Source organism: Neolewinella litorea, assembly GCF_004803465.1.
Lineage (GTDB): Bacteria > Bacteroidota > Bacteroidia > Chitinophagales > Saprospiraceae > Neolewinella > Neolewinella litorea.
Genome location: NZ_SRSF01000004.1, coordinates 103,350 through 127,197 on the forward strand (window position 1 = coordinate 103,350; position 23,848 = coordinate 127,197).

Below are 23,848 nucleotides of genomic sequence, written 5' to 3' on the forward strand. Positions count from 1 at the left end.
GCCGCCGCCCCCTTCCCTTTCCTCAGCTCTATCGCCCCCAATAACTTCCCTATGAAAGCCACCAACTTCCTGATCCCCCTGCTCCTGTTGCTGCTCTTTACCGCCTGCGATGATGGTTTTGAGGAACTGAACGCCAACCCCAATGAACCCGAACTGGTGCCGCCCTCCACGCTCTTCCCTCTGGCCGTGCGCGAGGCGGTCGACCGAATCCACGGGCACCGGACCCGTAACGAACGACTGAACCTCGACGGCGGCATGCTGTGGATGCAGTACTTCGCCCGCAATCAGTACGTCAATGAAGGCGACACCTACAACCCCGCCGCCACCCTGCGCAACGAGACCTGGGACGGCTTCTACACCGAGAGCCTGGTCAACCTGCAGACGGTGATCAACCTCACCGCCGCTCCCGACGGCCGCTACTACAATCCCAATTACGCGGCCGCGGCGACCGTGATGCGGGAATACGTATTCTCGATCCTGACGGACACCTGGGGCGCCATTCCCTACAGCGCGGCGCTGGCGGGTTCTACCGAAGGGAACCTGGCTCCGGTGTACGACAGCCAGGAAGCCGTATACGCAGGTATGCTGGCCAACCTCAAAGCGGCCAGTGAACAACTGGATCCCTCCGGAAGACCGATCGACAAGGATATCCTCTTCAACAGCGACATCGTCCTCTGGAAAAAATTCGCCAACAGCCTGCGCCTGCGCCTGGCAAACCGGATGGCGGATCGGGCCCCCGGTGAAAGCCGGGCCGTATTCGCCGAGATACTCGGTGATCCCGCGCGTTACCCCATCATCACGTCCAACTACGATGCAGCCTTCTTCCGCCCCACCGCCCGGCAGAACGACGAGAACAACAACAGCTGGCATGAGGTGATGGTATTTGACAGCCGCGAGGACTGGTCGATCAGCACCACCCTGATCAACGCCATGGCCGACGCCGAGGGCAACGCCACCGACCCCCGCCTGGAAGTGTACGCCAAGCCGGCCCAGGCCGGCGACCGGGCCGGCAAATACGCCGGCGCCCCAAATGGCCTGCCCGAAGGGGACGCCGTGGCCTACTTCACCACGGCCAGCCGCCCGGGGGAATACTTCACCGCCGAGACGCAGGCCGTTCCCCTGATCACCTACGCGGAGATCAACTTCATCCTGGCCGAGGCCGCCATGGACGGTGAGTACACCGCCGGACCCGGCGCGGTCGAATACCTGGAAGCCGGCGTCCGTGCCAGCTTCGAACAGTACGGCCTCACCATGCCCGACAATTACGTCGCCGGCCGGGGGATCAGCCGCGAAACCCTGATGACCGAGAAGTGGAAGGCCCTGTTTCCGCAGGGCATCGAAGCCTGGACTGAATACCGGCGAACCGGATTTCCCGTGCTCCCCGATCCGGACCCCCGCGCCGTGATGGAAAACGAAGGCAAAGTCCCCACCCGCCTGCGGTACCCGGAGTCGGAGTACAGCCTCAACAACGCCAACGTCGCCGCGGGCGTCGCCATGAACGGCGGACCCGATACCAAACTCACCCCCCTTTGGTGGGCCGAATAGGCTCACCCCCTCCCCCCCAATGCAAAGCATATTCCTATGAAGAACCTCCTCCTGCTCCTCCTGCCGCTCCTGCTGCTGACCGCCTGCCTCGACGATGAGATGGCCTTCACCGTAGAAGCCTCACCCCTCAAGGCCGAGATCGTCCGCCTGGATAATGCGGACCCGGGCACCATCGCCTATGCGGCAGTATTCACCGAACTGGATAAAGACGGCATCCTGGACCACCAGGTGGGCATTGTGGCCACCCCGGCCGCCAATCTGGAACTGGACGTGTACAGCCAGACGCAGACCCTCCTCCAAACGGTGGTGACCGACGCCGATGGCCGGGCGGTCTTTTCCGTGCCCTTCGCCGATATCGAGGGGGTGACCCGCCTGGAATGGTCCGGATCCTACCGCGGCAAGGCCTTCCGCATTCTGACCAACCTGTAGGGCAAGGCTCCGCACCCCACAACTCCTTCTTTTCGAAACGATTTACAAATTCATTTCTATGACCTCTTTTCCCACCAATCGCCGTCAATGGCTGCGCCGCGCCGCCCTTGCCGGTGCCGGTTTGGCTGCTCTGCCCTCCCTGTCGCTCCGGGCGACACCAGCCCCCGGGGCGGTAGCGCAGCCTGGTTTCCAGGAATACCTCCCTCAGCTCGAATGGGAACGAAAGCTGCAGGGGCAACCTCCCCTGAAAGCGCGGATGCTGGCCAACGAAAATCCCTATGGTCCGTCGCCGAAGTGCCTCGAAGCGATTGGCGCATCCGCCGCCGCCGGCAACCGCTACCAACACGAGGCCGCCCAGCAACTCAAGCAGATGATCGCCGACTTTGAGGGCGTACCGGAAGAATACATCATGGTGACCCCGGGCTCCAGCGACGTGCTGGAGAAAATGGCCATCGTGCATTTCCTGGGCGGGGGCAACGTAGTGGCGGCGGACCCCACCTATATGTCACTGATCAAGGTAGTGCTGGGAATGGGCGGCACGTGGAACAAGGTCAGGGTGACCGACGACTGGGCCCACGACCTCACCGCCATGCGGTCCGCCATCACCGATGAAACGAGAATGGTGTACATCTGCAACCCGAACAACCCGACCGGCACCCTTACAGAGGCCGCTGCGCTGAAGGACTTCTGTCGGGAGGTCGCCGATGAGGTCCCGGTTTTCGTGGATGAGGCGTATCTCGAATTTCTGCCGGACTACCGGGAGAAGACCATGGTACCGCTGATTCAGGAAGGGAAGAACGTCATCGTGGCCCGCACCTTCTCCAAGATTCACGGTATGGCCGGACTGCGCGTTGGCTACGCCGTAGCCCGCCCCGAGACCCTGGAGAAAGTGTATCAGATCAGCCGCGGCAACATGGGGCTGTGCAAGACTTCGCTGGAGGGCGCCATGGCCAGTATGCAGGATGAAGCATTCCAGGAGGCCAGTCGTCGGCAGACCACCGCCTTTCGGCAGCAGGTGTACGCCGGACTGGAAGCAATGGGGATGCCCTACCTGCCCTCCTTCACCAGTTTCGTACTCTTTCCGATTCCCTTGTCCGGGGAGAAGTTCCTGGAGCAGATGTTCGACCGCGGCATTGGGGTCCGCTCCTTTTCCATCCACGGCAACGATTACTGTCGCGTGAGCGTAGGCACGCTTGAAGAGGTAGATATGTTCCTCACGGCACTCCGACAGGTACTGGCTTAATCCCATTTTCCGCTGCGGGTGGGCCGTTTGGTCTCCCGCAGCACCTTTTGTTACGGTAATCTCCCCCAATGAACCCCGCGCTCCAAAAAACCCTTGCCTTTTTGCTTCTTATTCTGGCCGGCTACCTGCTCCAACGCAAGATCGTCGGCAAGCAGGAACTCGCCGGCGTCAAGGTTCTCATCCTGAGTATCGTGTTGCCCGCCACGATTTTTGTAGCCCTCCTCAAGATCGAAATCTCGGCCACGATGCTGTTGCTGCCCCTCCTGGCATTGCTGCTCAACGGGATCCTCTATGCGGTATCCGCTCTCCTGCTTCCCCGACTCGGGTTCCGACGCGATACCCCCGGTTGGCGCACCATGATGCTGCTCCTGCCTTCTCTGGCGCCGGGCCTGAGCGTCTTTCCCTTCATTCTGGAGTACCTGGGAGAAGCGCCTTTGGCCATGGCGGCGCTGGCCGATGTGGGTAACAAGGTGTTTGTGCTCATTGTACTCTACCTCGTGGCCATGAACTGGTACTACGCCCGCCATGATACGGCCAGCGCGGCACCCGACCGGCGCGGCAAGTTGAAGGACCTGGGCTTGGCCCTGGTTCAGGAACCGGTCAACTTGGTTATCCTCGCCGCCATCGCCATGCTGAGTTTCGGCTGGACGCTGAGTGACCTGCCGGTCTTTTTGGAAGGCACCGTGGCCCGCCTGGCCTCGCTGATGACCCCGCTTGTACTGTTATTCATCGGCATGGCCGTACGCTTCAACCGGCGTGAGGTGCCGCTCATTGTAAGGGTGCTGTGCTTTCGCTCCGGGTTGGCTTTCCTGTTGAGTGCAGGACTGGTATACCTGAGCGGGCTGTCCGGACCGCTGGCGCTGCTCGCGGTCATTTTTGCTCAGTGCGCCGTCAGTTTCTGGCCCTTCGCGCATATGTCGGCGGTAGAGGCCTTGCGTGGAACATCGGGAGATCCGGTTTTCGATCTGGACTTGGGCCTCAATGTTTTGGCCTTCTCGCTGCCTTTTTCCACCCTGGTAATTCTTACGGTACTTTCCTGTGGGGAGTGGTTTGCCGCTCCGGCGGTGATTGCTCCGGCCGGGGTCGTCATGTGTATCGGTCCGGCGGTATATATGCTGCGCCCACTCTTGGCGTCTTCACGTGAAGGAGAAGTGGAAGAGGCACACGCCTGACGGAGAGCAGAACCGGCGGGCGGCGGCGCGCAGGTGCCATACGGGTCAATCGTTATCGCTGCGATGGCCGGCGATCGAGGCGGTGGTATAGAGGTAGGAATTGAAATCCGCGATGTCCTGCACCTCTGTGTCCTCGTATTCCTCGGGCAAATCGAGGAAGAAGCAGTGTTCATCGTTGCCGAGTTTCGGGCTATAGGTGAGGATCTCGTCTTCTCCGCTGAGGTAGAAGAACGAATGGTGCACGGCGAAGTATTCCGGAGGGTCGCTTTCCGGCTCCTGCTGCATTCCGGTACAGAGAATGAAGTACGTGATCTTCCCGGTGTCCTTGTTGCAGACCACGTCACACAGCAGGGCAATAGCCATGCCTTTGGTGGAGTAGACTTCGGTCCCGAGCAGGGTGGACAGGGAAAATATCACATTATTCATGGTCGCAGGCAGTAGGTCACTTTCTGACTGCGGCGGACTTGGCTTCTTTGGCTGCTTCCTGCGCCTTGTGGGTGTTGAAAGCGCCAATTACGGCCTGCAGAATGGGCATGAGTACGCGAAGACTCCCCATCAGGGCGGTAAATTGCTTGGCGCGACTGCGTTTGGAACGGCGGTTTCCGGCAGTATAGGGATTGCCATCCGGGTATTCGTGGATGACTTTGGTTTCCTTGATGACCTGAGGACGGTTGTTCCCCGAGGACAGCAATTTACTCAGGGCCATCAGCCCTAGTATTCCACCTCCGGCGGGGAGGGCTACGTTCTTGAGGAGGAAGTTGCCGGCGTTGCCCCGGGTGGTGCCCAGGCTATGCGCGAATTCGCGCTTGGCCAGTTCAGCTTCCATTCTGACCTGCTTCTTACGCTTCTTAAGCTCGGCGAGGGTCGTGATTTTTGATTCTCGTATCATACTAGACTTCTTTTCCGTCGTGCTCGAAAAACTTGGAGATCACTTTCCGTACCACTGGGTTGGTGATTAGCGGCTTCTTCAGCGCCAGGACAAGCAGGAAAAGGATGAGGAAAATGAGGGTTACCAGACCGAAGCCATAGACAAAGCTGTCAAATGCCGCTGCGAGGGCAAATCCGGCCGTGATGAGTGCCAGGATGAGCGTGATGAGGCCGATTACGGCGAGCACCACTCCAGTGATGATCCCTGAGATGGTCGTCGCCGATGTCTCAGCGAGGTTCAGTTTGAAGTACTCGATCTTCTTCTCAACTAGGCGATTGACGTATCCGTAACTCTCTCCCAGTTGCTCGAGGAGTTCTTCTTTGGCCTGCATAGGTTACTGTTTATTAAATAGAGACGGCCATGCAGTGGTGGAGACATTGCATGGCCGTCGTTGGTTAAGACTCGTGATCGGTCAACGACCGCTTACTAGCTTTCGGTGGTACGATCGATCTTCTCACGGTTTTCGTCCATCTTTCTTTCTGCCTTGTTGACGCCGCGGTTGAAGCTGCTTTCCGCGCTCTTCACCGTGGATTGGGCCGAGCGGTTGGCCGCGTCGGTCTTTTCATCAATCGTTTTGCGGGCTGTTTCAGCCTGGGTGGAAGCCCACTTCTTGCCTTCCTCCAGCTTGGTTTTAGCCTGGGTCGACAGTTCGTTGGACTTTACTTTGGCCTGGTCCAGGTACTCCTGTCCCTTGTGTTTGGCCTCGTCTACCAATTGGTTAGCCTTGGTGGAAACGCGTTGACCGTAGGCATTGATCTGATTGCCGTACTCGTCAAACTGGGCCTTGGCCTTGCGCTGCATGGTGCGGCCCTCGTTCGAGTTGAGATAGTAGCCAACGGCGATACCGGCCAGCAGACCGAAGCCGAGCGCCCACCCTTTTCCTGAACTATTATTGTCTCTCATTTGAAGGTATTTTTAAGTTAGTGAGGCCCATATCGGCGCTCGCTATTATATCGTCCTTCCCCGTGAAGATGTTCATTACCGCGGCTGGTTGACTAAATTTGCGCTTTTACGCCCTCTTAATGGACAACTCCGGGCCGAAACAGGTCGTTCGTTTTGGAGTATGATTTTGTCAATCGGTCAAATTCTGAACCGAGTAGCGACATTTCTCTTACCTTTGTTTGAACTCAAGCTTAACCATAGAACCCCGGCAATTGAATTACCTATCCAGTAACATCAAGTTCCTGCGCAAGCAGCGTAAGTTATCCCAGCAGCAGTTGGCCGATGATTTAGGCGTCAAACGAAGCAATATTGCTGCTTACGAAACAAAGAACGTAGAGCCTCGCCTGGCCCTGATCCACGAAATGGCCAACTACTTCGGAGTCGCCCTCGAAGACCTGGTGATTACCGACTTGAAAGTCGAGTACATAACGGGTGGTAAGGGACGCGGCCTGCGCGCTAGCGGTCTTCCTTCGACTTCGGTAGAGGAGATCGCTCAACTCTCCAGCAAGATCCAGCGGATGCTTGACGGATTCAAGGTTTTCTACGAATTCAAGAAGAACGTCAACCCGTCCGGAGAGACCACCGAAGGCGACATCGACAACTTCCTGGTCTTCATCAACCACATGCTGGAGTACAACCGCATGATCGAGAACATCGTGACGACCAACACCGGCCGACCAGAGGCGGAGTCCAGTCAACTGTCGGCCGTTACCCGCGAGGAAGTTGGTACCCAAGTAGCCGTCGGCTAGTAATTTAATCCTTCGGGGCTCTTCTCAGCCCAGGTCATCGGCCACTTCCTGCAGACTCAGGGCGATCTCATCGCTGCCGGGGAAATTGACCTGCCGCAGCATAGCGATACTCTTGCGCAGTTTGATCTGGATGTTGCGCTTGCGCTCCCAGTCGTTTTCCCGTTGTGCCATGGCTTGCTCGTTCTGCTTGACCACCGTCTCCAGCAGTTCGGGAAGATTCCGGAGGTTCTCCTTTAATAGGTACCCGGAGGCTCCATTCAGGATCGCCTCGGCTACTTTCTCCTCGTCGTTGAGGATTCCCGTAATAAAGATGAAGGGGGTGCTGTCCAGATGCTCCCGCACGTAAAGCAGTGCTTCCAGGCCGTTCATGTCGGGCAGGTTGTAATCGGACAACACGATGTCGGGCTGAAAGAGAGCAACTTTATCCTGAAATTCGGACCGGTGGCGGGCCACCGCGAACAGGACATTCGGATTGAACTTCCGAACCTGCCGCTTCACCAACTCCAGGTCGACGGGCATGTCCTCCAAAATGAAAACCTTGAATATTTCGTCGCTCACGAGGAGAAATTTTAACTTATGAGTTGCGTTCGATCAGGTCGACGATCCCGCTTCCCCCGATGGGCCCCATGGCCCGCTCGATCAGTTCGCCATCCTTCACGAGCAGCAGCCCGGGCGGGTTGGTGACGTTGAAAACCTTGCAAATGCGGGGGGAATCTTCCACGTCGGCTACCCCGAAAAAGACCTTGCTATACCGGTTGGAAAGCCCCTCCAGCAGGGTACGCATGATGATGCCATGACCATCCCAGGTGGAAGTGATCAGCAGCACGGACAAGCCGGCATGCGCCAACACCTCGTTGATTTTGGTGTCGTTAATCTGTTTCAAATTTTGCCCTTGCATGGAGTAAGTTCCAAATTCGCTTACATCGGCCTTCACTACTGATATACCAAACGCTCAAAGCATTTCGCTGCGGTAGAATCCTGTGGGGACAAACGAGCCTACCCGGAGCATGTTCACGCCGCGCAGCTATTGTTGAGGTAGGCCACAAATATATCTGTTGAGGTTAAAATGACGCTGCCGTGTATGATTGAATATCATCATTTCGTGAAATGAGAACAGTATTTGGTGGTTGGCCCATTATCCAATACACTGAACTACAGTTAGTTGCATCTTTGGCACAATCTTTGCAACTTGTTCGGCGAGTGCATTTTTCCATACACACACACCCGATTAAGCTTTAGCATGACCAACCAGCAGTTTATGTCCGAAATGGACCGCCTAGAAAACATCCTGTTTTCTTTTGCACTCCGCCTTACCCGCAATTACGAAGACGCCCAGGACCTGATGCAGGAAACCATTTTCCGGGCCTACAAGCACCGCGACAAATTTGCCATGGGCACCAATTTCAAGAGCTGGTCGTCGACCATCATGCGGAACACCTACATCAATCGCTATCGCAAGATGAAGAGCCGCAAGCACGTCAACGAACCCGTGGAGAGCTTCCTCTTTGCCGTGGAGAACAAAGGGGCTATCGCCAACGGCGGAGAAATGAACATGCGCATGGAGGAACTAGAAGACAAGCTCCGTCAGATCAGCGAGATCTACAGCGTGCCCTTCCTCATGTTCTACCGTGGCTACGAATACAAGGAGATCGCTAGCTACCTCAACATCCCCATCGGTACAGTGAAAAGCCGCATTTTCCTGGCCCGCAAGAAACTAAAGGCCCTTATTGGCGATCGGTCGACCGCCGTCTAGGAAATTCTTTTTCCACATTTACTGAATCAAATTAGTGCAACACTGCGTTTTCGGTCCCCAATCGGACCAGAACGTAAGCAGATGGATTATACTGCGCGCAACTTTATTTCCTGAAGCTTGTAGCTATAAGCTGTAGCGCAGTAATTTGGCCCCGTTCGGGTCAGGGCCGCTGGCCCCGCACACGCACACCGCTGGGAAAGACGCCGTAAACCAACCGTCGATCCTTCCGGTCTTTTTTGGTTCAAGCCTTCGTCAATGAGACGTGAAAAATTTGTGTTTAATCAACGTACGTTACAGTACGACCGGATTGTAGAGCCCCTCAGTTTTACCTTGCTTCGCTTCTTCAGCTTTGGCTGCGCAGCCCTGCTTGCCGGTTTATTGTTCACGGCCGCTATCCACCGCTATTTACCCAGTCCGGGTGAAAAAATGGTGCTCCAGGAATTGGAGATCGCCCGCGCACAAAACGAAGCCCTGGCTGCCGACTACGAAGAGTTGGCGCAGATCGTATCCCACCTGCACGAGAGAAGCAACAACTCCGTCCGCCTCGCACTCCGCATGGAGCCCGTCGACAACGACGTGTTCCAGGGTGGCAAGGGAGGGCACGACGCCTACCAGGACCTGAAAAGCCTGCCCCACGTAGGCCCGCAGATTGCCTCCCTACGCGAAAAGGTGGATCAACTGCGGTACCAGATCGATCTCCACAGCCGGTCCATTGATGAGGTAACCGACAAGGCACTGGAAAAAGAGGATATGCTGGCCTCTATACCGAGTATCAAACCCGTGCGTGGCGACCAATTTGCTCGCAAGATGGAGAACCTCTCCGGTTTCGGATACCGCGTGCACCCGAAATTGGGCGTCAACAAAATGCATTACGGCATCGACTTCAACTGCCCACGCGGCACCGAGATCCAGGCTTCCGGTAAGGGCGTCGTTGAATTCGCCGGCCAACAGTCCGGCTACGGCAACTGCGTGGTCATCGATCACGGCTACGGCTACAAGTCACGCTACGCCCACATGAGTGCCATCAAGGTGAAGAAGGGACAGGAAGTCAACCGCGGCCACCTCCTCGGACTGGTCGGCAGCAGTGGTATGAGCACGGGCGACCACTTGCACTACGAAATTGAGAAGGACGGAGAACGGGTCGACCCCATCCAGTACTGCTATGACGGGCTCACCACCGCTGAGTACCAGGGACTGGTAGAGGCCTCCCGCCAGATGAACATGTCCTTCGACGAATAACAGGGATTTTTACAGACCAATTTATTTTCGGGCGGCCCGCATATGCGGGCCGTTCCCATTTTTGTGCCCTTCGTTTATCACCACTGTAGCAGCGAGGGCGACAATTCCTTGTAGGTAAAAGGAATAAAGTGTATCTTTGCACCCGCTTTGGACCCGGCTACGGGACTGAAGCATGCGAAACCATTGTTTTTAACCAATCAGTACACCTGATCCGATGAGAAATTACGAGACTACATTCATCGTAGACCCAGTGCTGTCGGGGGATGAGATTAAAGCGACAGCTCAGGCGTACGTAGACAACCTCCAGAAGGAGGGCTGCGAGATTGTATTTGTAGATGAAATGGGCCTGCGCACGCTGGCTTACGACATCAACAAACGCAACAACGGTGTCTACTACTGTGTGGAGTATATCGCTCCAAACGGCGCCTTTCTGAATAACTTCGAGCTTGGCATGCGCCGGGACGAGCGCATCCTGCGCTTCCTCACCGTTGCCCTTGACAAGTACGGAGTTCAGTACAACGCCGACAAGCGCGCCGGCAAAATTGGCAAGGCCAAGCGTCACAAGCAGGAAAAACCTGCCAAGACCGAGCCGGCTGCCCACGGCATCAGCCGCAAGAAGGCCGATTCGCCACACCTCACCGGTGTCCCCTCCGGAGACGCCGAATCCTTCAAGGAAGAGGAATAACCACAGTAGTAACTTCAAAAAACAACCATCATGGCCAGTCGCGATGATATCAAGTTTCTGTCGAACCCCAAGATTGGCGGCCGCCGGAAAAAGTACTGCCGTTTCCGTCGTTTCGGAATCAAGTACATCGATTATAAGGACCCCGACTTTCTCCTGACCTTCGTCAACGAGCAGGGCAAGATCCTTCCCCGCCGGATTACCGGCAACTCCCTGAAGTACCAGCGCAAGGTGGCCTCCGCCATCAAGCGGGCCCGCCACCTGGCGATGCTGCCGTACGTCACGGACCTTCTCAAGTAAGGGCGTTCAGTAGCCGGGTCGTACCGTACATCGGCACCTTGGTGTCTACCGTGCCACCCGGCTACCCTGCAAACCTACTCATCACTCTAACCGGTTCGTAAATGGGGCACCGCCCCGAAAGGCCGGGACAACATAATTTATCATGAAAGTAATTATGCTGCAAGACGTCGATAAAGTCGGCGATAAGCACGAAGTCATTGAGGTAAAGGACGGTTTCGGCCGTAACTACCTGCTGCCCCGCGGACTGGCCATCATCGGCAACAAGTCCAACATGGGACGCCTCAACGAAATGATCCGCCGCGAAAACGCGCAGGAGCAGAAGAAGCTCGACGTGTACCGCGAAATCGCCAAGAAGTTGGAAGGTAAGACCCTCCGCGTCGGCGCCAAGTCCGGTACCAGCGGCCGTATCTTCGGATCCATCACCCAACTCCAGATCCGCAACCTCCTGCAGGAGCAGTTCGGCGTGGAAGTGGAGCGCAAGAAGATCGTCCTGCCGGAAGAAGCCAAGGAACTCGGTACCTACCAATTCACCATGCGCCTGCACCCGGAAGTAGTCCGGGAAATGGACATGGAAATTGTTCAGGAATAGTACAAGCAGCGCAAGCTGTCAACCTGCAACGGGGATGTAAGACGAAATGGCTTGCATCCCCGTTCCCTATTTAGATCAGCCCTTCCCGAATAAAATCATGCAGATGAACGAATCCTAGGTATTGCCCCCGACTATCGGTCACGATCAATTGGCTGATGCTGTGCTGCCGGAGTACGGCTACGGCCTGGACGGCCAGTTCATCCTCCACCACTGTTTTGGGATGGACCGACATCATGTCCGCCGCCGTAGCGACGTCCAGGGGTTCGCCCCGGTTAAGGAAGCGGCGCAGATCGCCATCGGTGATCACGCCCACCAACCGATCGGTTTGCGGGTCGACGACCGCCGTGGCTCCGAGGCACTTGCCCGTCATCTCGTACAAGGTCTCTTTCAGGGATGAGGCGGGATGCACCACCGGCCGCTGGTTGTGCGGATAAAGGTCCCGGACCCGCAGGTAAAGCTGCTTACCTAGGGAGCCACCCGGGTGAAAGCGGGCAAAATCCGCCGGTGAAAACCCCCGAAGCGCCAACAGGGAAGTAGCCAACGCGTCGCCCATGGCCATCTGTAAGGTGGTACTGGTGGTGGGTGCCAACTCATTCGGGTCGGCCTCTCGTTCGAAGGGCGTCAGCAACAGGTGATCGGCATTCCTGGCCAGCGTGGAGTCTTCCCGGCTTGTCATGGCGATCAGGGTATTACCGAGGTTACGCACCAACAGGGTGAGCACCTTGATCTCCGCGGTTTCTCCGCTTCGGCTCAGAACAAGCACTGCGTCAGTGGGTTGTACCATACCAATATCGCCGTGTATTGCGTCGCCGGCGTGTAAAAAGAAAGCCGGTGTACCGGTTGAATTTAAGGTAGCAACAATCTTTTGGGCCACCAGGGCCGTTTTACCAATGCCCGTCACGATGAGCCGTCCTCCACTGTGGAAAATGGCCTCTACTGCCCGGGTGAAATTTTCACCGATGCTATCGGCCAATTGACTGAGTGCATCTGCTTCGATTTGCAAGGTTTCACGCGCAACTCGGACGACTACATCGGATTTTTTCAAAGTAAAGTGTCATTTAAGTGCCCCAGGGCAGCCGGAAAGGTAGACTATGGGTTTTCGTAATTCCAAACGCTTCAGCGTCACGAGCGGAAACGCGTTGCCCCCGGCCCATCCTGCCATAATCTCTTTAACCATCAAACGGAACCTAACTCCGTGTACCCGTACTGCGTCCGATTTACCCCGATTGCTTAATTTCGGCGGGAAACAATCGGTTGAACCTGTACTGGGATTATAAAGCCATAATCACATGACTGCTAAAGCGTCAGTTAACTTTCTGGAAGAGGCGTTAGCCGACACCTTTGGTTTTGATACCTTCAAGGGAAATCAGGAAGCGATCATCCAATCGCTCTTCGACGGGAAGGATACCTTCGTCATCATGCCCACCGGAGGCGGTAAAAGCCTCTGCTATCAGTTGCCCGGCATCATGATGGAGGGGTGCGCCCTGGTAATTTCCCCCCTCATCGCCCTCATGAAAAACCAGGTCGACTCCATCCGTTCCTACGGGGACAGCGATGAGATCGCCCACTTTCTCAATTCCTCCCTCTCCAAGACCCAGATGCGGCAGGTGAAGGAGGACATTACCTCCGGTAAGACCAAGCTACTCTTCGTCGCGCCGGAAACACTCACCAAGGAGGAGAACATCGAGTTCTTCCGCGACGCGAAGATCTCCTTCGTGGCCATCGACGAAGCCCACTGCATCTCGGAATGGGGCCACGACTTCCGCCCGGAATACCGCCGGATCCGGGAAATGCTGGACCTCATCGGTCATAACATCCCGATCATCGCTTTGACCGCCACCGCCACCCCCAAGGTGCAATCGGACATCGTCAAGAACCTCCGCATGGGGGAAGACCAGAATACCTTCGTCTCTTCCTTCAACCGCGATAACCTCTACTACGAGGTACGCCCCAAGGGAAAGAAGGAGTACACCTTCCGCCAGATCATCAAGCTGGTGAAGGAGATGCCCGACCAGTCGGGAATCATCTACGTCCAGAGCCGCAAGGCTGCCGAGGAGATCGCCCAGGCCCTGGTAGTCAATGGCGTCAAGGCCGCTCCCTACCACGCCGGACTCGACCCCAAGACCCGCTCCCGCACCCAGGACCAGTTCCTCATGGAGGACGTCGACGTGATCTGCGCCACCATCGCCTTCGGTATGGGTATCGACAAGCCCGACGTCCGCTTCGTGATGCACTACGACATTCCGAAGTCTATCGAGAACTACTACCAGGAAACCGGCCGCGCCGGCCGCGACGGCCTGGGAGGGCGGTGCATCGCATTCTACGCCTACAAGGATATCCTCAAACTGGAGAAATTCCTGCGCGACAAGCCGCTCATGGAGCGCGAAATGGGCGCCCAACTGATGCAGGAGGTAATGGCTTATTCGGAAACCACCGCCTGCCGCCGCCGCTTCCTGCTCCACTATTTCGGCGAGGAATACGACGAGTCGAACTGCAACAAGATGTGCGACAACTGTCGCCATCCCCGCGAACGCGTGGGTGTCACCCAGGAAATGGTCCAGGCCCTCAACTCCGTCAAGACCCTCGACGAAAACTACCCCCTCAAGACCCTCATCGAGTTCGTCCTGGGTAAGGAAACGAAGCAGATGAAGGACTACGGCTTCACCGACCTGCCCGGCTTTGGTACCGGTAAGGGCCGGGAGGAGGTGTTCTGGAGTTCCGTTTTCCGCCAGGCGCTCCTCAACAACCTGGTCCGCAAGGACATTGAGAGCTACGGAACCATCAAGATCACCGAGGAGGGAGAAGCGTTCCTGAAAAACCCCACCCCCTTCGAGATCCCCATCGACCACGATTTTGAAAAGGAACTGGCCGAGGACATGAAAGGCGAAGCCGACGATGCCCGGGCCGTCGTGCTGGATGAACCCCTGCTGAAGGCCCTCAAGGACCTGCGCAAGAAGGAGTCCAAACGCCTCGGCATTCCCCCCTTCGTTATTTTCCAGGACCCCTCCCTGGTGGACATGGCTACCCGCTATCCCATCGACCTGGACGAGATGAAGAACATCCACGGGGTAAGCATCGGCAAAGCCCGCCGCTACGCCACGCCCTTCCTCCAACTCATCGAAAAGCACTGCGAGGAAAACCAGATCGACCGGCCCAGCGACTTTGTCGTTAAGCAGGTAGCCAACAAGTCAAAGACCAAGGTCAATATCATCCAGGGCGTCGACCGCAAGTTGCCCCTGGAGGACATCGCCTCCGGCAACCAGCTTTCCATGGACGAGCTCCTGAACGAGATGGTGGTCATCGTCTCCTCCGGCACCAAACTGAACATTGATTACTACATCGAGGAGGAAGTCGACGAGTACAGCCTGGAAGATACCTACGAGTATTTCATGCAGGCCGAGACCGACGACCCCGACGTGGCCTTCCAGCACCTGCAGGAAGACGATGTTACCCTGGAGGAGATCAAACTGGTCCGCATCAAGTTCCTGAGCGAAATGGCCAACTAGACAAGACCAGCTGCCGGCGGCGGCGCGCAGGTGCAAAGGTTAACCCCGAAGCCCGTTCCACCTTGGTGGGGCGGGCTTTTTTTTACGTCCGAAGACTGCTGGCTACATCTACGATTAGCCAATTATCGCTAGGGATAGGGAGTTGCGCGCACCTATGGCCACGCTAGCTTCGCATACGCTTTCTCCGCTCGATCCTCGAGTCGCTTTGCCGCGATCGAATCCCGATAATGCGACCAGTTCTGCCTTTTTTCGGTCCCCGAACCTTACACCCGGGCGCCGTGCCATGCTTATGCTTCAATCCCAACTCACTATGAACGCACTGTACCCAACCCAACTTTTTTCATACCGCAGGGCGTGGCTTGTCCTGGCCCTGCTTGCCATTCTCTCACCCGTGTTTGCCCAACTGCAGGGCACATACACCATCGGCGGCAGCTCACCGAATTACTCCACCCTCGCGGCCGCGGTAGCGGATTTGAAGGCCAAAGGAGTTTCCGGCCCCGTGATCTTCAACCTGCGGGCGGCGACCTACGCCGGAAACGTGGAGCTGGAAGCCATCACCGGCGCATCTACCACGAATACCATAACCTTCCAGTCGCAAAGCGGCAAACCCGAGGACGTGATTATTCGCCACGCCGCTACTGACCCCAACGATGATTACGTCCTGCAGATCCAAGGGGGAAAACACTACCGGATCAAGAACTTGACCGTTGAGGCTGCCGGGGCCAGTTATGCCCGTACAATTACGGTTTTCGGCGAAGTTGCCGATCTGGTTATTGAAAGCAACGACCTGCTGGTATCACAGGCAACTTACTACTATGATGTAGGCCAGTCGAACCTCTATTTATCGCCCACCTTGGCCAGTGACATTAAAATTCGGAACAACCACCTACGGGGAGGGAGCTACGGTATTTATTTTGCTAGTGCCGGCGGGGTGAGGTCGACGGATACGGAGATCACGGGTAACGTGGTGGAAGGCTTTCTTTATTACGGCGCATACCTTAGTTACCTTCAGGGCGGATTCTTTACCAATAATCGTATCATCGGTAACCGCGAAGGATCCGGCTACTACGGCCTGTCCATTAGCGACTGGGACGGCACGCCGTCCGCCCCGGTGCTGATGGCCAACAACTTCGTGGCCCTGCCCAGTGGTAGTCAGGCCGTATACCTGGTGAACAGCGATCATCTCCGCTTTCACCACAATAGTGTAACCGCCAGCAATACCGCCTTTACGCAGTATTACGGAGAAAACGTTGCGATAAAGAACAACATCTTTCGGTCGGTTGCGGGACAGGCGGTACTGATGTCCGGCGTCACGGACCTGGACATGAACCACAACAACCTGTACACTGAGAGCCCTTATCTGGCGTACTGGGAAGGTATACAGGTAACGGACCTGGCCGCCTGGCGCAGTGCCTCGGGGCAGGACGCTAAATCCCTGAGCTTCGACCCGCAGTTCGTCTCCGCTACGGACCTGCACGCGACCGCGCCGGCGCTGGCCAACGCGGGAACCCCGATTGCGGGGATCACCAAGGACATCGACGGGCAAAGCCGGGACGCGACGCCCAGTATCGGGGCGGATGAGTACTCCGCCGCCGCGCTGGCCCCCCTGTCGGGCGTCTACACCATCGGCAAATCCGGAGCGGACTTTCCCACCTTCAACGCCGCGGTGGAGGCGATGCGCGTCAACGGCATTTCCGGGGCGGTGACCTTCAACGTGGCCTCGGGCACCTACAACGAGCAGGTAGCGATTCCGGACATCAACGGTGGGTCGGCCAGCAACACGATCACCTTTCAGTCGGCTACGGGCAAGGCCGAGGATGTAAAATTGACCTACGAGGCAATTGACTACAGCATGAACTACGTATTGCGGCTCACCAACGCTTCTAACTTTCGCTTGCGAAACCTGACGGTAGAGAGCACGGGTGCTACTTCCTATACACGGGCGGTGGAAGTGATCAATCGGGCCGATGACCTGTTGTTCGAGGGCAACCGCCTGCTGGCACCGATAACGACAAACTATTACGATCAGAGCCAGGCCCTTCTCTATTTATCTCCCACGCTGGCCAGCGACATCCGCATCCGGAACAACCACCTAAGTGGTGGAAGTAACGGCATTTACCTCGTCGGCGTCGGCAACGCCAGACCAACGGATACAGAGATCACGGGTAACGTGGTGGAAGACTTTTTTTACTACGGTGTGACCCTGAATACCCTGCAGGGCGGATCGTTTACTGATAACCGTATTGTCGGTAACCGCGATGGCTACGGCTACTACGGGCTGTCCATCAGCGACTGGGACGGCACGCCGTCCGCCCCGGTACTAGTGGCCAACAACTTCATTGCCCTGCCCAGTGGTAGTCAGGCGGTGTACTTGGTGAGCAGCGAGCATTTCCGCTTCCACTATAACAGTGTAACCGCCAGCAATACCGCATTTACGCAGTACTACGGAGAAAACGTCGCGATAAAGAACAACATCTTCCGGTCGGTTGCGGGACAGGCGGTACTGATATACGGCGTCACGGACCTGGACATGAACCACAACAACCTGTACACCGAAGCACCTTACCTGGCGCAGTGGGAAAATACCCAGGTGACGGACCTGGCCGCCTGGCGCAGTGCCTCGGGGCAGGACGCCAAATCCCTGAGCTTCGACCCGCAGTTCGTCTCCGCTACGGACCTGCACGCGACCGCACCGGCCCTGGCCAACGCGGGAACCCCGATTGCGGGGATCACCAAGGACATCGACGGGCAAAGCCGGGACGCCACGCCCAGTATCGGGGCGGACGAGTACTCCGCCGCCGCGCTGGCCCCCCTGTCGGGCGTCTACACTATCGGCAAATCCGGAGCGGACTTTCCCACCTTCAACGCCGCGGTGGAGGCGATGCGCGTCAACGGCATTTCCGGGGCGGTGACCTTCAACGTGGCCTCGGGCACCTACAATGAGCAAGTAACGATTCCGGACATCAACGGTGGGTCGGCCAGCAACACGATCACCTTTCAGTCGGCTACGGGCAAGGCCGAGGATGTAAAATTGACCTACGAGGCAATTGACTACAGCATGAACTACGTATTGCGGCTCACCAACGCTTCTAACTTTCGCTTGCGAAACCTGACGGTAGAGAGCACGGGTGCTACTTCCTATACACGGGCGGTGGAAGTGATCAATCGGGCCGATGACCTGTTGTTCGAGGGCAACCGCCTGCTGGCACCGATAACGACAAACTATTACGATCAGAGCCAAGCCCTTCTTTATTTATCTCCCACGCTGGCCAGCGACATCCGCATCCGGAACAACCACCTAAGTGGTGGAAGTAACGGCATTTACCTCGTCGGCGTCGGCAACGCCAGACCCACGGGTACGGAGATCATGGGTAACGTGGTGAAAGACTTTTTTTACTACGGTGTGACCCTGAATACCCTGCAGGGCGGATCGTTTACTGATAACCGTATCGTCGGTAGTAGCGATGGCTACGGCTACTATGGCCTGTTCATCAGCGACTGGGACGGCACGCCGTCCACACCGGTGCTAGTGGCCAACAACTTCGTGGCCCTGCCCACCGGTTCCCAGGGCGTACAACTATCAGGCACTGATCATTTCCGTTTCTACTACAACAGCGTGTCCACCAGCAATCCCGCCTTTACGCAGTACAACGGAGAGAACGTCGCGATAAAGAACAACATCTTCCGGTCGGTTGCGGGACAGGCGGTACTGATATACGGCGTCACGGACCTGGACATGAACCACAACAACCTGTACACCACCGAAGCCCCCTACCTGGCGCAGTGGGAAAATACACAGGTGACGGACCTGGCCGCCTGGCGGAGTGTCTCCGGGCAGGACGCCAAATCCCTGAGCGTCGATCCGCAGTTCATCTCAACTACCGACTTGCACGCCCAGAACCTGGCCCTGTCGCAGGCCGGCGTAGCTGTTGCGGGAGTCACGAAAGATATCGACGGGGAAACGCGCGCTAATCCTCCGAGTATCGGAGCCGACCAGTTCGGAACCGATGGCGACGATATCCCCGATGCTGAGGACAACTGCCCGACGATGTACAATCCCGATCAGGCCGATTTTGATGGAGACGGCATCGGCGATGTCTGCGACCCCGACGACGACAACGACGGCGTAGCCGACAACGCGGATTGCGAACCCCTCAACGCCGCCATCAGCCAGCCTACTACTTTCTACGCCGACAAGGACAACGACGGTTACGGCAATGCCGCCGCAACAACCATAGCCTGCGTGGCACCTTACGGATACGTGGCCCGGGCGGGCGACTGCAACGACCTGAACGCCAACGTTAACCCCGGAACCCCCGAATACTGCGACGGCCTCGACAACGACTGCGACGGTATAGTCGACGACGGGGTAACCCCCTACACCCTCTACGCCGACACCGACGGCGACGGACTGGGGGATCCAAATTCCACCGTAGAAGGATGCGACCAACCGGCAGGCTACGTCGGCAATAACCTGGACTGCGACGATACAAACCCCAACATCGGACAGGCCACCACCTTTTACGCCGATAGTGACGGAGATGGGTACGGCAATGGGTCGGCGGCCACTACCGCCTGCACCGCTCCGCCCGGCTACGTCGCCCAGGCCGGCGACTGCAACGACGCGAACGCAACCGTTTACCCCGGGGCACCGGAACTTTGTGATGGCATTGACAACGACTGCGACGGAAACATCGACGACGGTGTCGTTAACAGTACCTTCTTTTACGACGCAGATGGCGATGGATACGGTGATCCGGCAAATTCCATTACAGCCTGTGTGGCCCCGCCCAACTACGTCACCCAGGCCGGCGACTGCAACGATGCGAACGCCAGCATCAATCCCGGCGCCCCCGAACCCTGCGACGGCCTGGATAACAACTGCAACGGCACCGTGGATGACGGCGTCGCCTCACTGACCTTTTACCAGGATGCCGACGGGGATGGCCTGGGCAACCCCGCCGTCTCAACACAAGCCTGCGCCCAGCCTGCCGGCTACGTCAACAATGCCCAGGACTGCGACGACACCGACGCTACCGTCGGACAGGCCACGGTCTTCTACGCCGATATGGATAACGACGGCTACGGCAACGCCACCAAGAGCACCGCCGCCTGCACCGCTCCGGTAGGCTACGTCGCCCAGTCCGGCGACTGCAACGACGCAAACGCCACCATTTACCCCGGCGCCCCGGAGCTCTGCGACGGCCTGGACAACGATTGCGACGGCAGCATCGACGAGGGCGCGACCGCCAACACTTTCTTCGCCGATGCCGACAACGATGGCTACGGTGACCCGTCCAACAGCATCACCGCCTGCACGGCCCCGGCGGGCTACGTCGCCCAAGCTGGCGATTGTAACGACGCGGATGCCACGGTTTATCCCGGCGCCCCCGAACTTTGCGACGGTCAGGACAACGACTGCAACGGAACCGTAGACGACGGTGTAACCAACACATCCTTCTTCGCGGACGCCGACGGCGACGGCCTCGGCAACCCGAATGCTATAGTAGAGGACTGCGCAATCCCTCCTGGCTACGTGACCAACGCCCTGGATTGCGACGATACGGACGCTGCCATCGGAGCGGAAGCCACCTTCTACGCCGACGCGGACAACGACGGCTACGGCGACCCGACCAGCATCACCACCGCCTGCTCGGCCCCGGCTGGTTACGTCACCCAGGCCGACGACTGCAACGACGCCAATGCCACCATATATCCCGGCGCCCCGGAGCTCTGCGACGGCCTCGATAACGACTGCGACGGTTACGTGGATGAGGAAGGGGCCAACGCTACCTTCTACGCCGATGGCGACAACGACGGACTGGGAGACCCCACCGTATCCCTGCAAGGGTGCACCCCGCCCCCGGGCTACGTGAACAACGCCCTGGACTGCGACGACACCGACGCTACCGTCGGACAGGCCACCACCTTCTACGCCGATAAGGATAACGACGGCTACGGCGACGCCACCATGAGCACCACGGCCTGCACGGCCCCGGTGGGCTACCTAACCCAGGCCGGCGACTGCAACGACGCGAACGCCATCATTTACCCCGGCGCCCCCGAGCTCTGCGACGGCCTGGACAACGACTGCAACGGCACGATCGACGACGCAGTAACCATCACCACCTTCTACGCCGACGCGGACAACGACGGCTACGGGGATGCGGCAACCACCATTATGGCTTGTGTAGCCCCAACCGGCTACGTCTCGCAGGCCGGCGACTGCAACGACGCGAACCCCACCATCTACCCTGGCGCCCCCGAGCTTTGCGACGCCCTTGACAACGACTGCAACGGCACCATCGATGATGAGGTGATCTCCAGTATCTTTTACGCCGACGTCGACCAGGACGGCCTGGGAGACCCGAGCAGCCCGCTGGAGGATTGTACCCCGCCCCCCGGTTACGTGACCAATGCCCTGGACTGCGACGACACCGACGCCACCATCGGACAGGCCACGATCTTCTACGCCGACACCGACAACGACGGCTACGGTGACCCCTCAGCTACCACCACGGGCTGCACGGTCCCGACCGGCTACGTGGACCAAGCCGGCGACTGCGACGATAGCGATGCGCTGGCTTTTCCCGGCCAACTGTGGTACTTCGACCGCGACGGCGACGGGTACCCGGAAGGCTCGGTGACCGACTGCACCCGGCCGACAGACGGATTCGTCGCCTCCGAACTGACCGCGCTGGATCCCGACAACTGTCCGGGCACCTACAACCCCGACCAGTCCGACACCGACGCAAACGGAATCGGCGACGCCTGTGGTACCCCGGGAGGTGGGGCCGATACCCTGTCGGCTTACTCGCTGGAAGCCGAGTGCGCCCAGGTGGGCGACAACTGGAAAGTGGCTGCGGATGCCGACGCCTCTAACCAAGCCTTCGTCTACGCTCCCGGCCGGCGCAGCACCGCTCAGCCGCCGATGGACGTGCCCGACAACCGCATCCGCTTCACCCTGGAGCGGGCGGCGGCCGGCAGCTACCACCTGCATATCCGCGCTTACACCCGTAACCGCGGGGAAGACTCATTCTGGATCCGCCTCAACGGGGGCGAATGGATCCGGTGGAACAACATCCCCTGCACCCGCCGTTTCAGCTGGGCCACCCTGCCCACCGACCTGCAATTGGCGGCCGGCACCAACACCCTGGACATTGCTTTCCGGGAGGGCAACGCCCAGCTCGATAAAGTATACCTCGCCCGGGAGGCTACTCAACCCACGGGCTTCGGCCAGTACGCCACCAACTGCACCGAACTCGTGAACCAGCCCCCAACGGCCATTGCCTCGGCTTCCGTACTGCAGGGAGCGGCGCCGCTCACGGTGCAGCTGGACGGCAGCCAGAGCTTTGACACCGACGGACAGATCGTGCAGTACGCCTGGAGCTGGACCGGCGGCAGCGCCAACGGACCCACCCCCACGGTGGTCCTCGAGGCTGGCCAGTACACCATTTCCCTGAAGGTCACCGACGACGCCGGTCTGACCAATACCGCGCAACTCAAGCTCCGGGTGACGCCCCCCGACGGGGTACCCACCGCGCCGCCCTTCGCCTTCGAGGCGGAATGTACCAGCCGCGACCCCAACTGGCGCCTCAGCGGCAGTACCGATGCCAGCGGCGACCGCTTCGTGAGCTACACCGGCTGCCGCTGTGAGCGGGAACCGAGTATGCAGCACGCCGACCAGTACCTGAACTACAATTTCCGTACCGCGACGACGGATACCTTCTACCTCTTCCTGCGCCTGGATGCGCCCGACGTGGGCCGCAACTCCTTCTGGGTCCGCGTGGACGGCGGCCCGTGGATCAAGATGTGGCGGGAGGAGGACGGCCGGGAACTCCTGACCCAGGGTTTCGAATGGCGGCGCGTTAACGACGATGTCCGTCCCGTCTCCTTCCCCCTGTCGCCCGGCGAGCACACCATTACGGTGGCCGCCCGGGAACCCGGCACGAAGTTGGACAAATTGATCCTGTCGCCCACAAACGAGCTGCCTCTCGGCACCGGCGAACCCGCCCAAAATTGTACCGTGTCCGCGCCGTTCGCGCTGAAAGGGGCCAGCCGGGAAGAGCAGGTACTGCCCTACGAAGATGAGCTGTTCACGACGGTGGCACTAGTGGTTTACCCCAACCCCGCCACGGACCGCGTCACGGTAGAGTTAACCGACGGCTACGCGGGCGAAGTGACCTTCAATCTCGTCGATGCGCTGGGCCGCCAGGTGCGCCACCTGCAGCGCAGCAAGGAATCCGGGACATTACGTACTGAACTCTCCGTCGGTGATCTGCCGCCCGGCCTGTACCACCTGCAGCTGCTGCAGGGTGACTGCCAGACGGTTGAGCGCTTCGTCAAACGATGAGTGGCAGGCGGCTAGATCGACCGAGGGTCGGCATCTCCGGGTGCCGGCCCTTTTTTATGCAGGAAAGCGAAACCGGGTTCCCGTCTAATCAACCTGTACGCCAAGGGGCGGCGGCGCGCAGGTGCCGTAAAACACCAACGGCCCGTTTCCCACGAGGGAACGGGCCGTTGGTGTTTAGGCGGAGGATGAGGGATTCGAACCCCCGGTACCCGTAAGGGTACACCTGATTTCGAATCAGGCACGTTCAGCCAGCTCCGCCAATCCTCCGGGAAGCTTTTCAGCGCTACAAAGTTACTCAGTCCGCCGAAAAGCACAAAGCAGGGGAAAAAGTTTCTGCGTTAATACAAACATTTTGTGGCAAAATACTTATGTTTGTACCGCCACGCTACCCGACCTTTTCTCAGTTCCCCCGCCGTCT

The 23,848-nt window shown here is 58.3% G+C and carries 19 protein-coding genes and 1 tRNA gene; 12 read left to right on the forward strand and 8 right to left on the reverse strand.

Annotated features, from left to right (window positions below; all coding sequences use genetic code 11):
* Positions 1-51 precede the first annotated feature (51 nt).
* The 4 genes from E4021_RS11155 (at position 52) to E4021_RS11170 (ending at position 4,389) form a co-directional block, all read left to right on the forward strand.
* Complete coding sequence (locus E4021_RS11155) at positions 52-1,545, forward strand: SusD/RagB family nutrient-binding outer membrane lipoprotein (RefSeq protein ID WP_136459423.1); 1,494 nt, start codon at positions 52-54, stop codon at positions 1,543-1,545.
* Positions 1,546-1,581: 36 nt separating this feature from the next.
* Positions 1,582-1,974, forward strand: a complete 393-nt coding sequence (locus E4021_RS11160; protein WP_136459425.1) for a hypothetical protein — start codon at positions 1,582-1,584, stop codon at positions 1,972-1,974.
* Positions 1,975-2,032: 58 nt separating this feature from the next.
* Positions 2,033-3,217 carry a pyridoxal phosphate-dependent aminotransferase gene (locus E4021_RS11165; RefSeq protein WP_136459427.1) on the forward strand — a complete coding sequence of 395 codons (1,185 nt, stop codon included), beginning with the start codon at positions 2,033-2,035 and terminating at the stop codon, positions 3,215-3,217.
* 68 nt (positions 3,218-3,285) lie between these two features.
* Complete coding sequence (locus tag E4021_RS11170; protein WP_136459429.1) at positions 3,286-4,389, forward strand: AEC family transporter; 1,104 nt, start codon at positions 3,286-3,288, stop codon at positions 4,387-4,389.
* A 45-nt stretch (positions 4,390-4,434) separates the two neighbouring features.
* Here E4021_RS11170 and E4021_RS11175 read toward each other — a convergent pair whose 3' ends face one another.
* The 4 genes from E4021_RS11175 to E4021_RS11190 all read right to left on the reverse strand — a co-directional run bounded on the left by E4021_RS11175 (position 4,435) and on the right by E4021_RS11190 (position 6,220).
* On the reverse strand, positions 4,435-4,815 hold the full coding sequence (locus tag E4021_RS11175) for a PRC-barrel domain-containing protein (protein WP_136459431.1): 381 nt from the start codon (positions 4,813-4,815) through the stop codon (positions 4,435-4,437).
* Between the two features lie 16 nt (positions 4,816-4,831).
* On the reverse strand, positions 4,832-5,278 hold the full coding sequence (locus E4021_RS11180; RefSeq protein WP_136459433.1) for a hypothetical protein: 447 nt from the start codon (positions 5,276-5,278) through the stop codon (positions 4,832-4,834).
* Position 5,279: 1 nt separating this feature from the next.
* Positions 5,280-5,648: a phage holin family protein gene (locus tag E4021_RS11185; RefSeq protein WP_136459435.1), complete on the reverse strand. Its 369-nt coding sequence runs from the start codon at positions 5,646-5,648 to the stop codon at positions 5,280-5,282.
* A gap of 95 nt (positions 5,649-5,743) precedes the next feature.
* Positions 5,744-6,220, reverse strand: a complete 477-nt coding sequence (locus E4021_RS11190; protein ID WP_136459437.1) for a YtxH domain-containing protein — start codon at positions 6,218-6,220, stop codon at positions 5,744-5,746.
* Positions 6,221-6,471: 251 nt separating this feature from the next.
* On the opposite strand from E4021_RS11190, the gene E4021_RS11195 reads away from it, so the two are divergent.
* A complete protein-coding gene (locus tag E4021_RS11195; RefSeq protein ID WP_168797567.1) occupies positions 6,472-7,008 on the forward strand; it encodes a helix-turn-helix transcriptional regulator in 537 nt (178 codons plus the stop codon).
* A gap of 24 nt (positions 7,009-7,032) precedes the next feature.
* On the opposite strand, the gene E4021_RS11200 is transcribed toward E4021_RS11195, so the two are convergent.
* Positions 7,033-7,566 carry a response regulator gene (locus E4021_RS11200; RefSeq protein ID WP_136459441.1) on the reverse strand — a complete coding sequence of 178 codons (534 nt, stop codon included), beginning with the start codon at positions 7,564-7,566 and terminating at the stop codon, positions 7,033-7,035.
* A gap of 16 nt (positions 7,567-7,582) precedes the next feature.
* The gene (locus E4021_RS11205; protein ID WP_168797568.1) at positions 7,583-7,891 is read right to left on the reverse strand and encodes a thioredoxin family protein; all 309 of its coding nucleotides are present in this window, start codon (positions 7,889-7,891) and stop codon (positions 7,583-7,585) included.
* Between the two features lie 357 nt (positions 7,892-8,248).
* Here E4021_RS11205 and E4021_RS11210 point away from each other — a divergent pair, with 357 nt between their 5' ends.
* The 5 genes from E4021_RS11210 (at position 8,249) to rplI (ending at position 11,571) form a co-directional block, all read left to right on the forward strand.
* Complete coding sequence (locus E4021_RS11210) at positions 8,249-8,761, forward strand: RNA polymerase sigma factor (RefSeq protein ID WP_136459445.1); 513 nt, start codon at positions 8,249-8,251, stop codon at positions 8,759-8,761.
* A 255-nt stretch (positions 8,762-9,016) separates the two neighbouring features.
* Positions 9,017-10,000, forward strand: coding sequence for a M23 family metallopeptidase (locus tag E4021_RS11215; protein WP_136459447.1), 984 nt, complete (start codon positions 9,017-9,019; stop codon positions 9,998-10,000).
* A 214-nt stretch (positions 10,001-10,214) separates the two neighbouring features.
* The gene (rpsF, locus tag E4021_RS11220; RefSeq protein WP_136459449.1) at positions 10,215-10,685 is read left to right on the forward strand and encodes a 30S ribosomal protein S6; all 471 of its coding nucleotides are present in this window, start codon (positions 10,215-10,217) and stop codon (positions 10,683-10,685) included.
* Positions 10,686-10,715: 30 nt separating this feature from the next.
* Positions 10,716-10,982 carry a 30S ribosomal protein S18 gene (gene rpsR / locus E4021_RS11225; RefSeq protein WP_136459451.1) on the forward strand — a complete coding sequence of 89 codons (267 nt, stop codon included), beginning with the start codon at positions 10,716-10,718 and terminating at the stop codon, positions 10,980-10,982.
* A gap of 142 nt (positions 10,983-11,124) precedes the next feature.
* Positions 11,125-11,571 (forward strand): 50S ribosomal protein L9, encoded by a 447-nt coding sequence (gene rplI, locus E4021_RS11230; RefSeq protein WP_136459453.1) that lies wholly within the window; start codon positions 11,125-11,127, stop codon positions 11,569-11,571.
* 70 nt (positions 11,572-11,641) lie between these two features.
* Here the strand turns inward: rplI and E4021_RS11235 are convergent, their stop codons facing one another.
* Positions 11,642-12,574 carry a KpsF/GutQ family sugar-phosphate isomerase gene (locus tag E4021_RS11235; protein ID WP_246050279.1) on the reverse strand — a complete coding sequence of 311 codons (933 nt, stop codon included), beginning with the start codon at positions 12,572-12,574 and terminating at the stop codon, positions 11,642-11,644.
* Between the two features lie 286 nt (positions 12,575-12,860).
* Between E4021_RS11235 and E4021_RS11240 the strand changes: the two genes are divergently transcribed.
* The gene (locus E4021_RS11240; protein WP_136459457.1) at positions 12,861-15,077 is read left to right on the forward strand and encodes a RecQ family ATP-dependent DNA helicase; all 2,217 of its coding nucleotides are present in this window, start codon (positions 12,861-12,863) and stop codon (positions 15,075-15,077) included.
* A gap of 310 nt (positions 15,078-15,387) precedes the next feature.
* Complete coding sequence (locus E4021_RS11245; protein WP_168797569.1) at positions 15,388-23,430, forward strand: MopE-related protein; 8,043 nt, start codon at positions 15,388-15,390, stop codon at positions 23,428-23,430.
* 179 nt (positions 23,431-23,609) lie between these two features.
* Here the strand turns inward: E4021_RS11245 and E4021_RS11250 are convergent.
* Positions 23,610-23,697, reverse strand: a tRNA-Ser gene (locus tag E4021_RS11250).
* Positions 23,698-23,848: the final 151 nt, after the last annotated feature.

Coding starts and splice junctions, on each gene's coding strand:
- E4021_RS11155 (WP_136459423.1), top strand. CDS start 52: ATGAAAGCCACCAACTTCCTGATCCCCCTGCTCCTGTTGCTGCTCTTT.
- E4021_RS11160 (WP_136459425.1), top strand. CDS start 1,582: ATGAAGAACCTCCTCCTGCTCCTCCTGCCGCTCCTGCTGCTGACCGCC.
- E4021_RS11165 (WP_136459427.1), top strand. CDS start 2,033: ATGACCTCTTTTCCCACCAATCGCCGTCAATGGCTGCGCCGCGCCGCC.
- E4021_RS11170 (WP_136459429.1), top strand. CDS start 3,286: ATGAACCCCGCGCTCCAAAAAACCCTTGCCTTTTTGCTTCTTATTCTG.
- E4021_RS11175 (WP_136459431.1), bottom strand. CDS start 4,815: ATGAATAATGTGATATTTTCCCTGTCCACCCTGCTCGGGACCGAAGTC.
- E4021_RS11180 (WP_136459433.1), bottom strand. CDS start 5,278: ATGATACGAGAATCAAAAATCACGACCCTCGCCGAGCTTAAGAAGCGT.
- E4021_RS11185 (WP_136459435.1), bottom strand. CDS start 5,648: ATGCAGGCCAAAGAAGAACTCCTCGAGCAACTGGGAGAGAGTTACGGA.
- E4021_RS11190 (WP_136459437.1), bottom strand. CDS start 6,220: ATGAGAGACAATAATAGTTCAGGAAAAGGGTGGGCGCTCGGCTTCGGT.
- E4021_RS11210 (WP_136459445.1), top strand. CDS start 8,249: ATGACCAACCAGCAGTTTATGTCCGAAATGGACCGCCTAGAAAACATC.
- E4021_RS11215 (WP_136459447.1), top strand. CDS start 9,017: ATGAGACGTGAAAAATTTGTGTTTAATCAACGTACGTTACAGTACGAC.
- rpsF (WP_136459449.1), top strand. CDS start 10,215: ATGAGAAATTACGAGACTACATTCATCGTAGACCCAGTGCTGTCGGGG.
- rpsR (WP_136459451.1), top strand. CDS start 10,716: ATGGCCAGTCGCGATGATATCAAGTTTCTGTCGAACCCCAAGATTGGC.
- rplI (WP_136459453.1), top strand. CDS start 11,125: ATGAAAGTAATTATGCTGCAAGACGTCGATAAAGTCGGCGATAAGCAC.
- E4021_RS11240 (WP_136459457.1), top strand. CDS start 12,861: ATGACTGCTAAAGCGTCAGTTAACTTTCTGGAAGAGGCGTTAGCCGAC.
- E4021_RS11245 (WP_168797569.1), top strand. CDS start 15,388: ATGAACGCACTGTACCCAACCCAACTTTTTTCATACCGCAGGGCGTGG.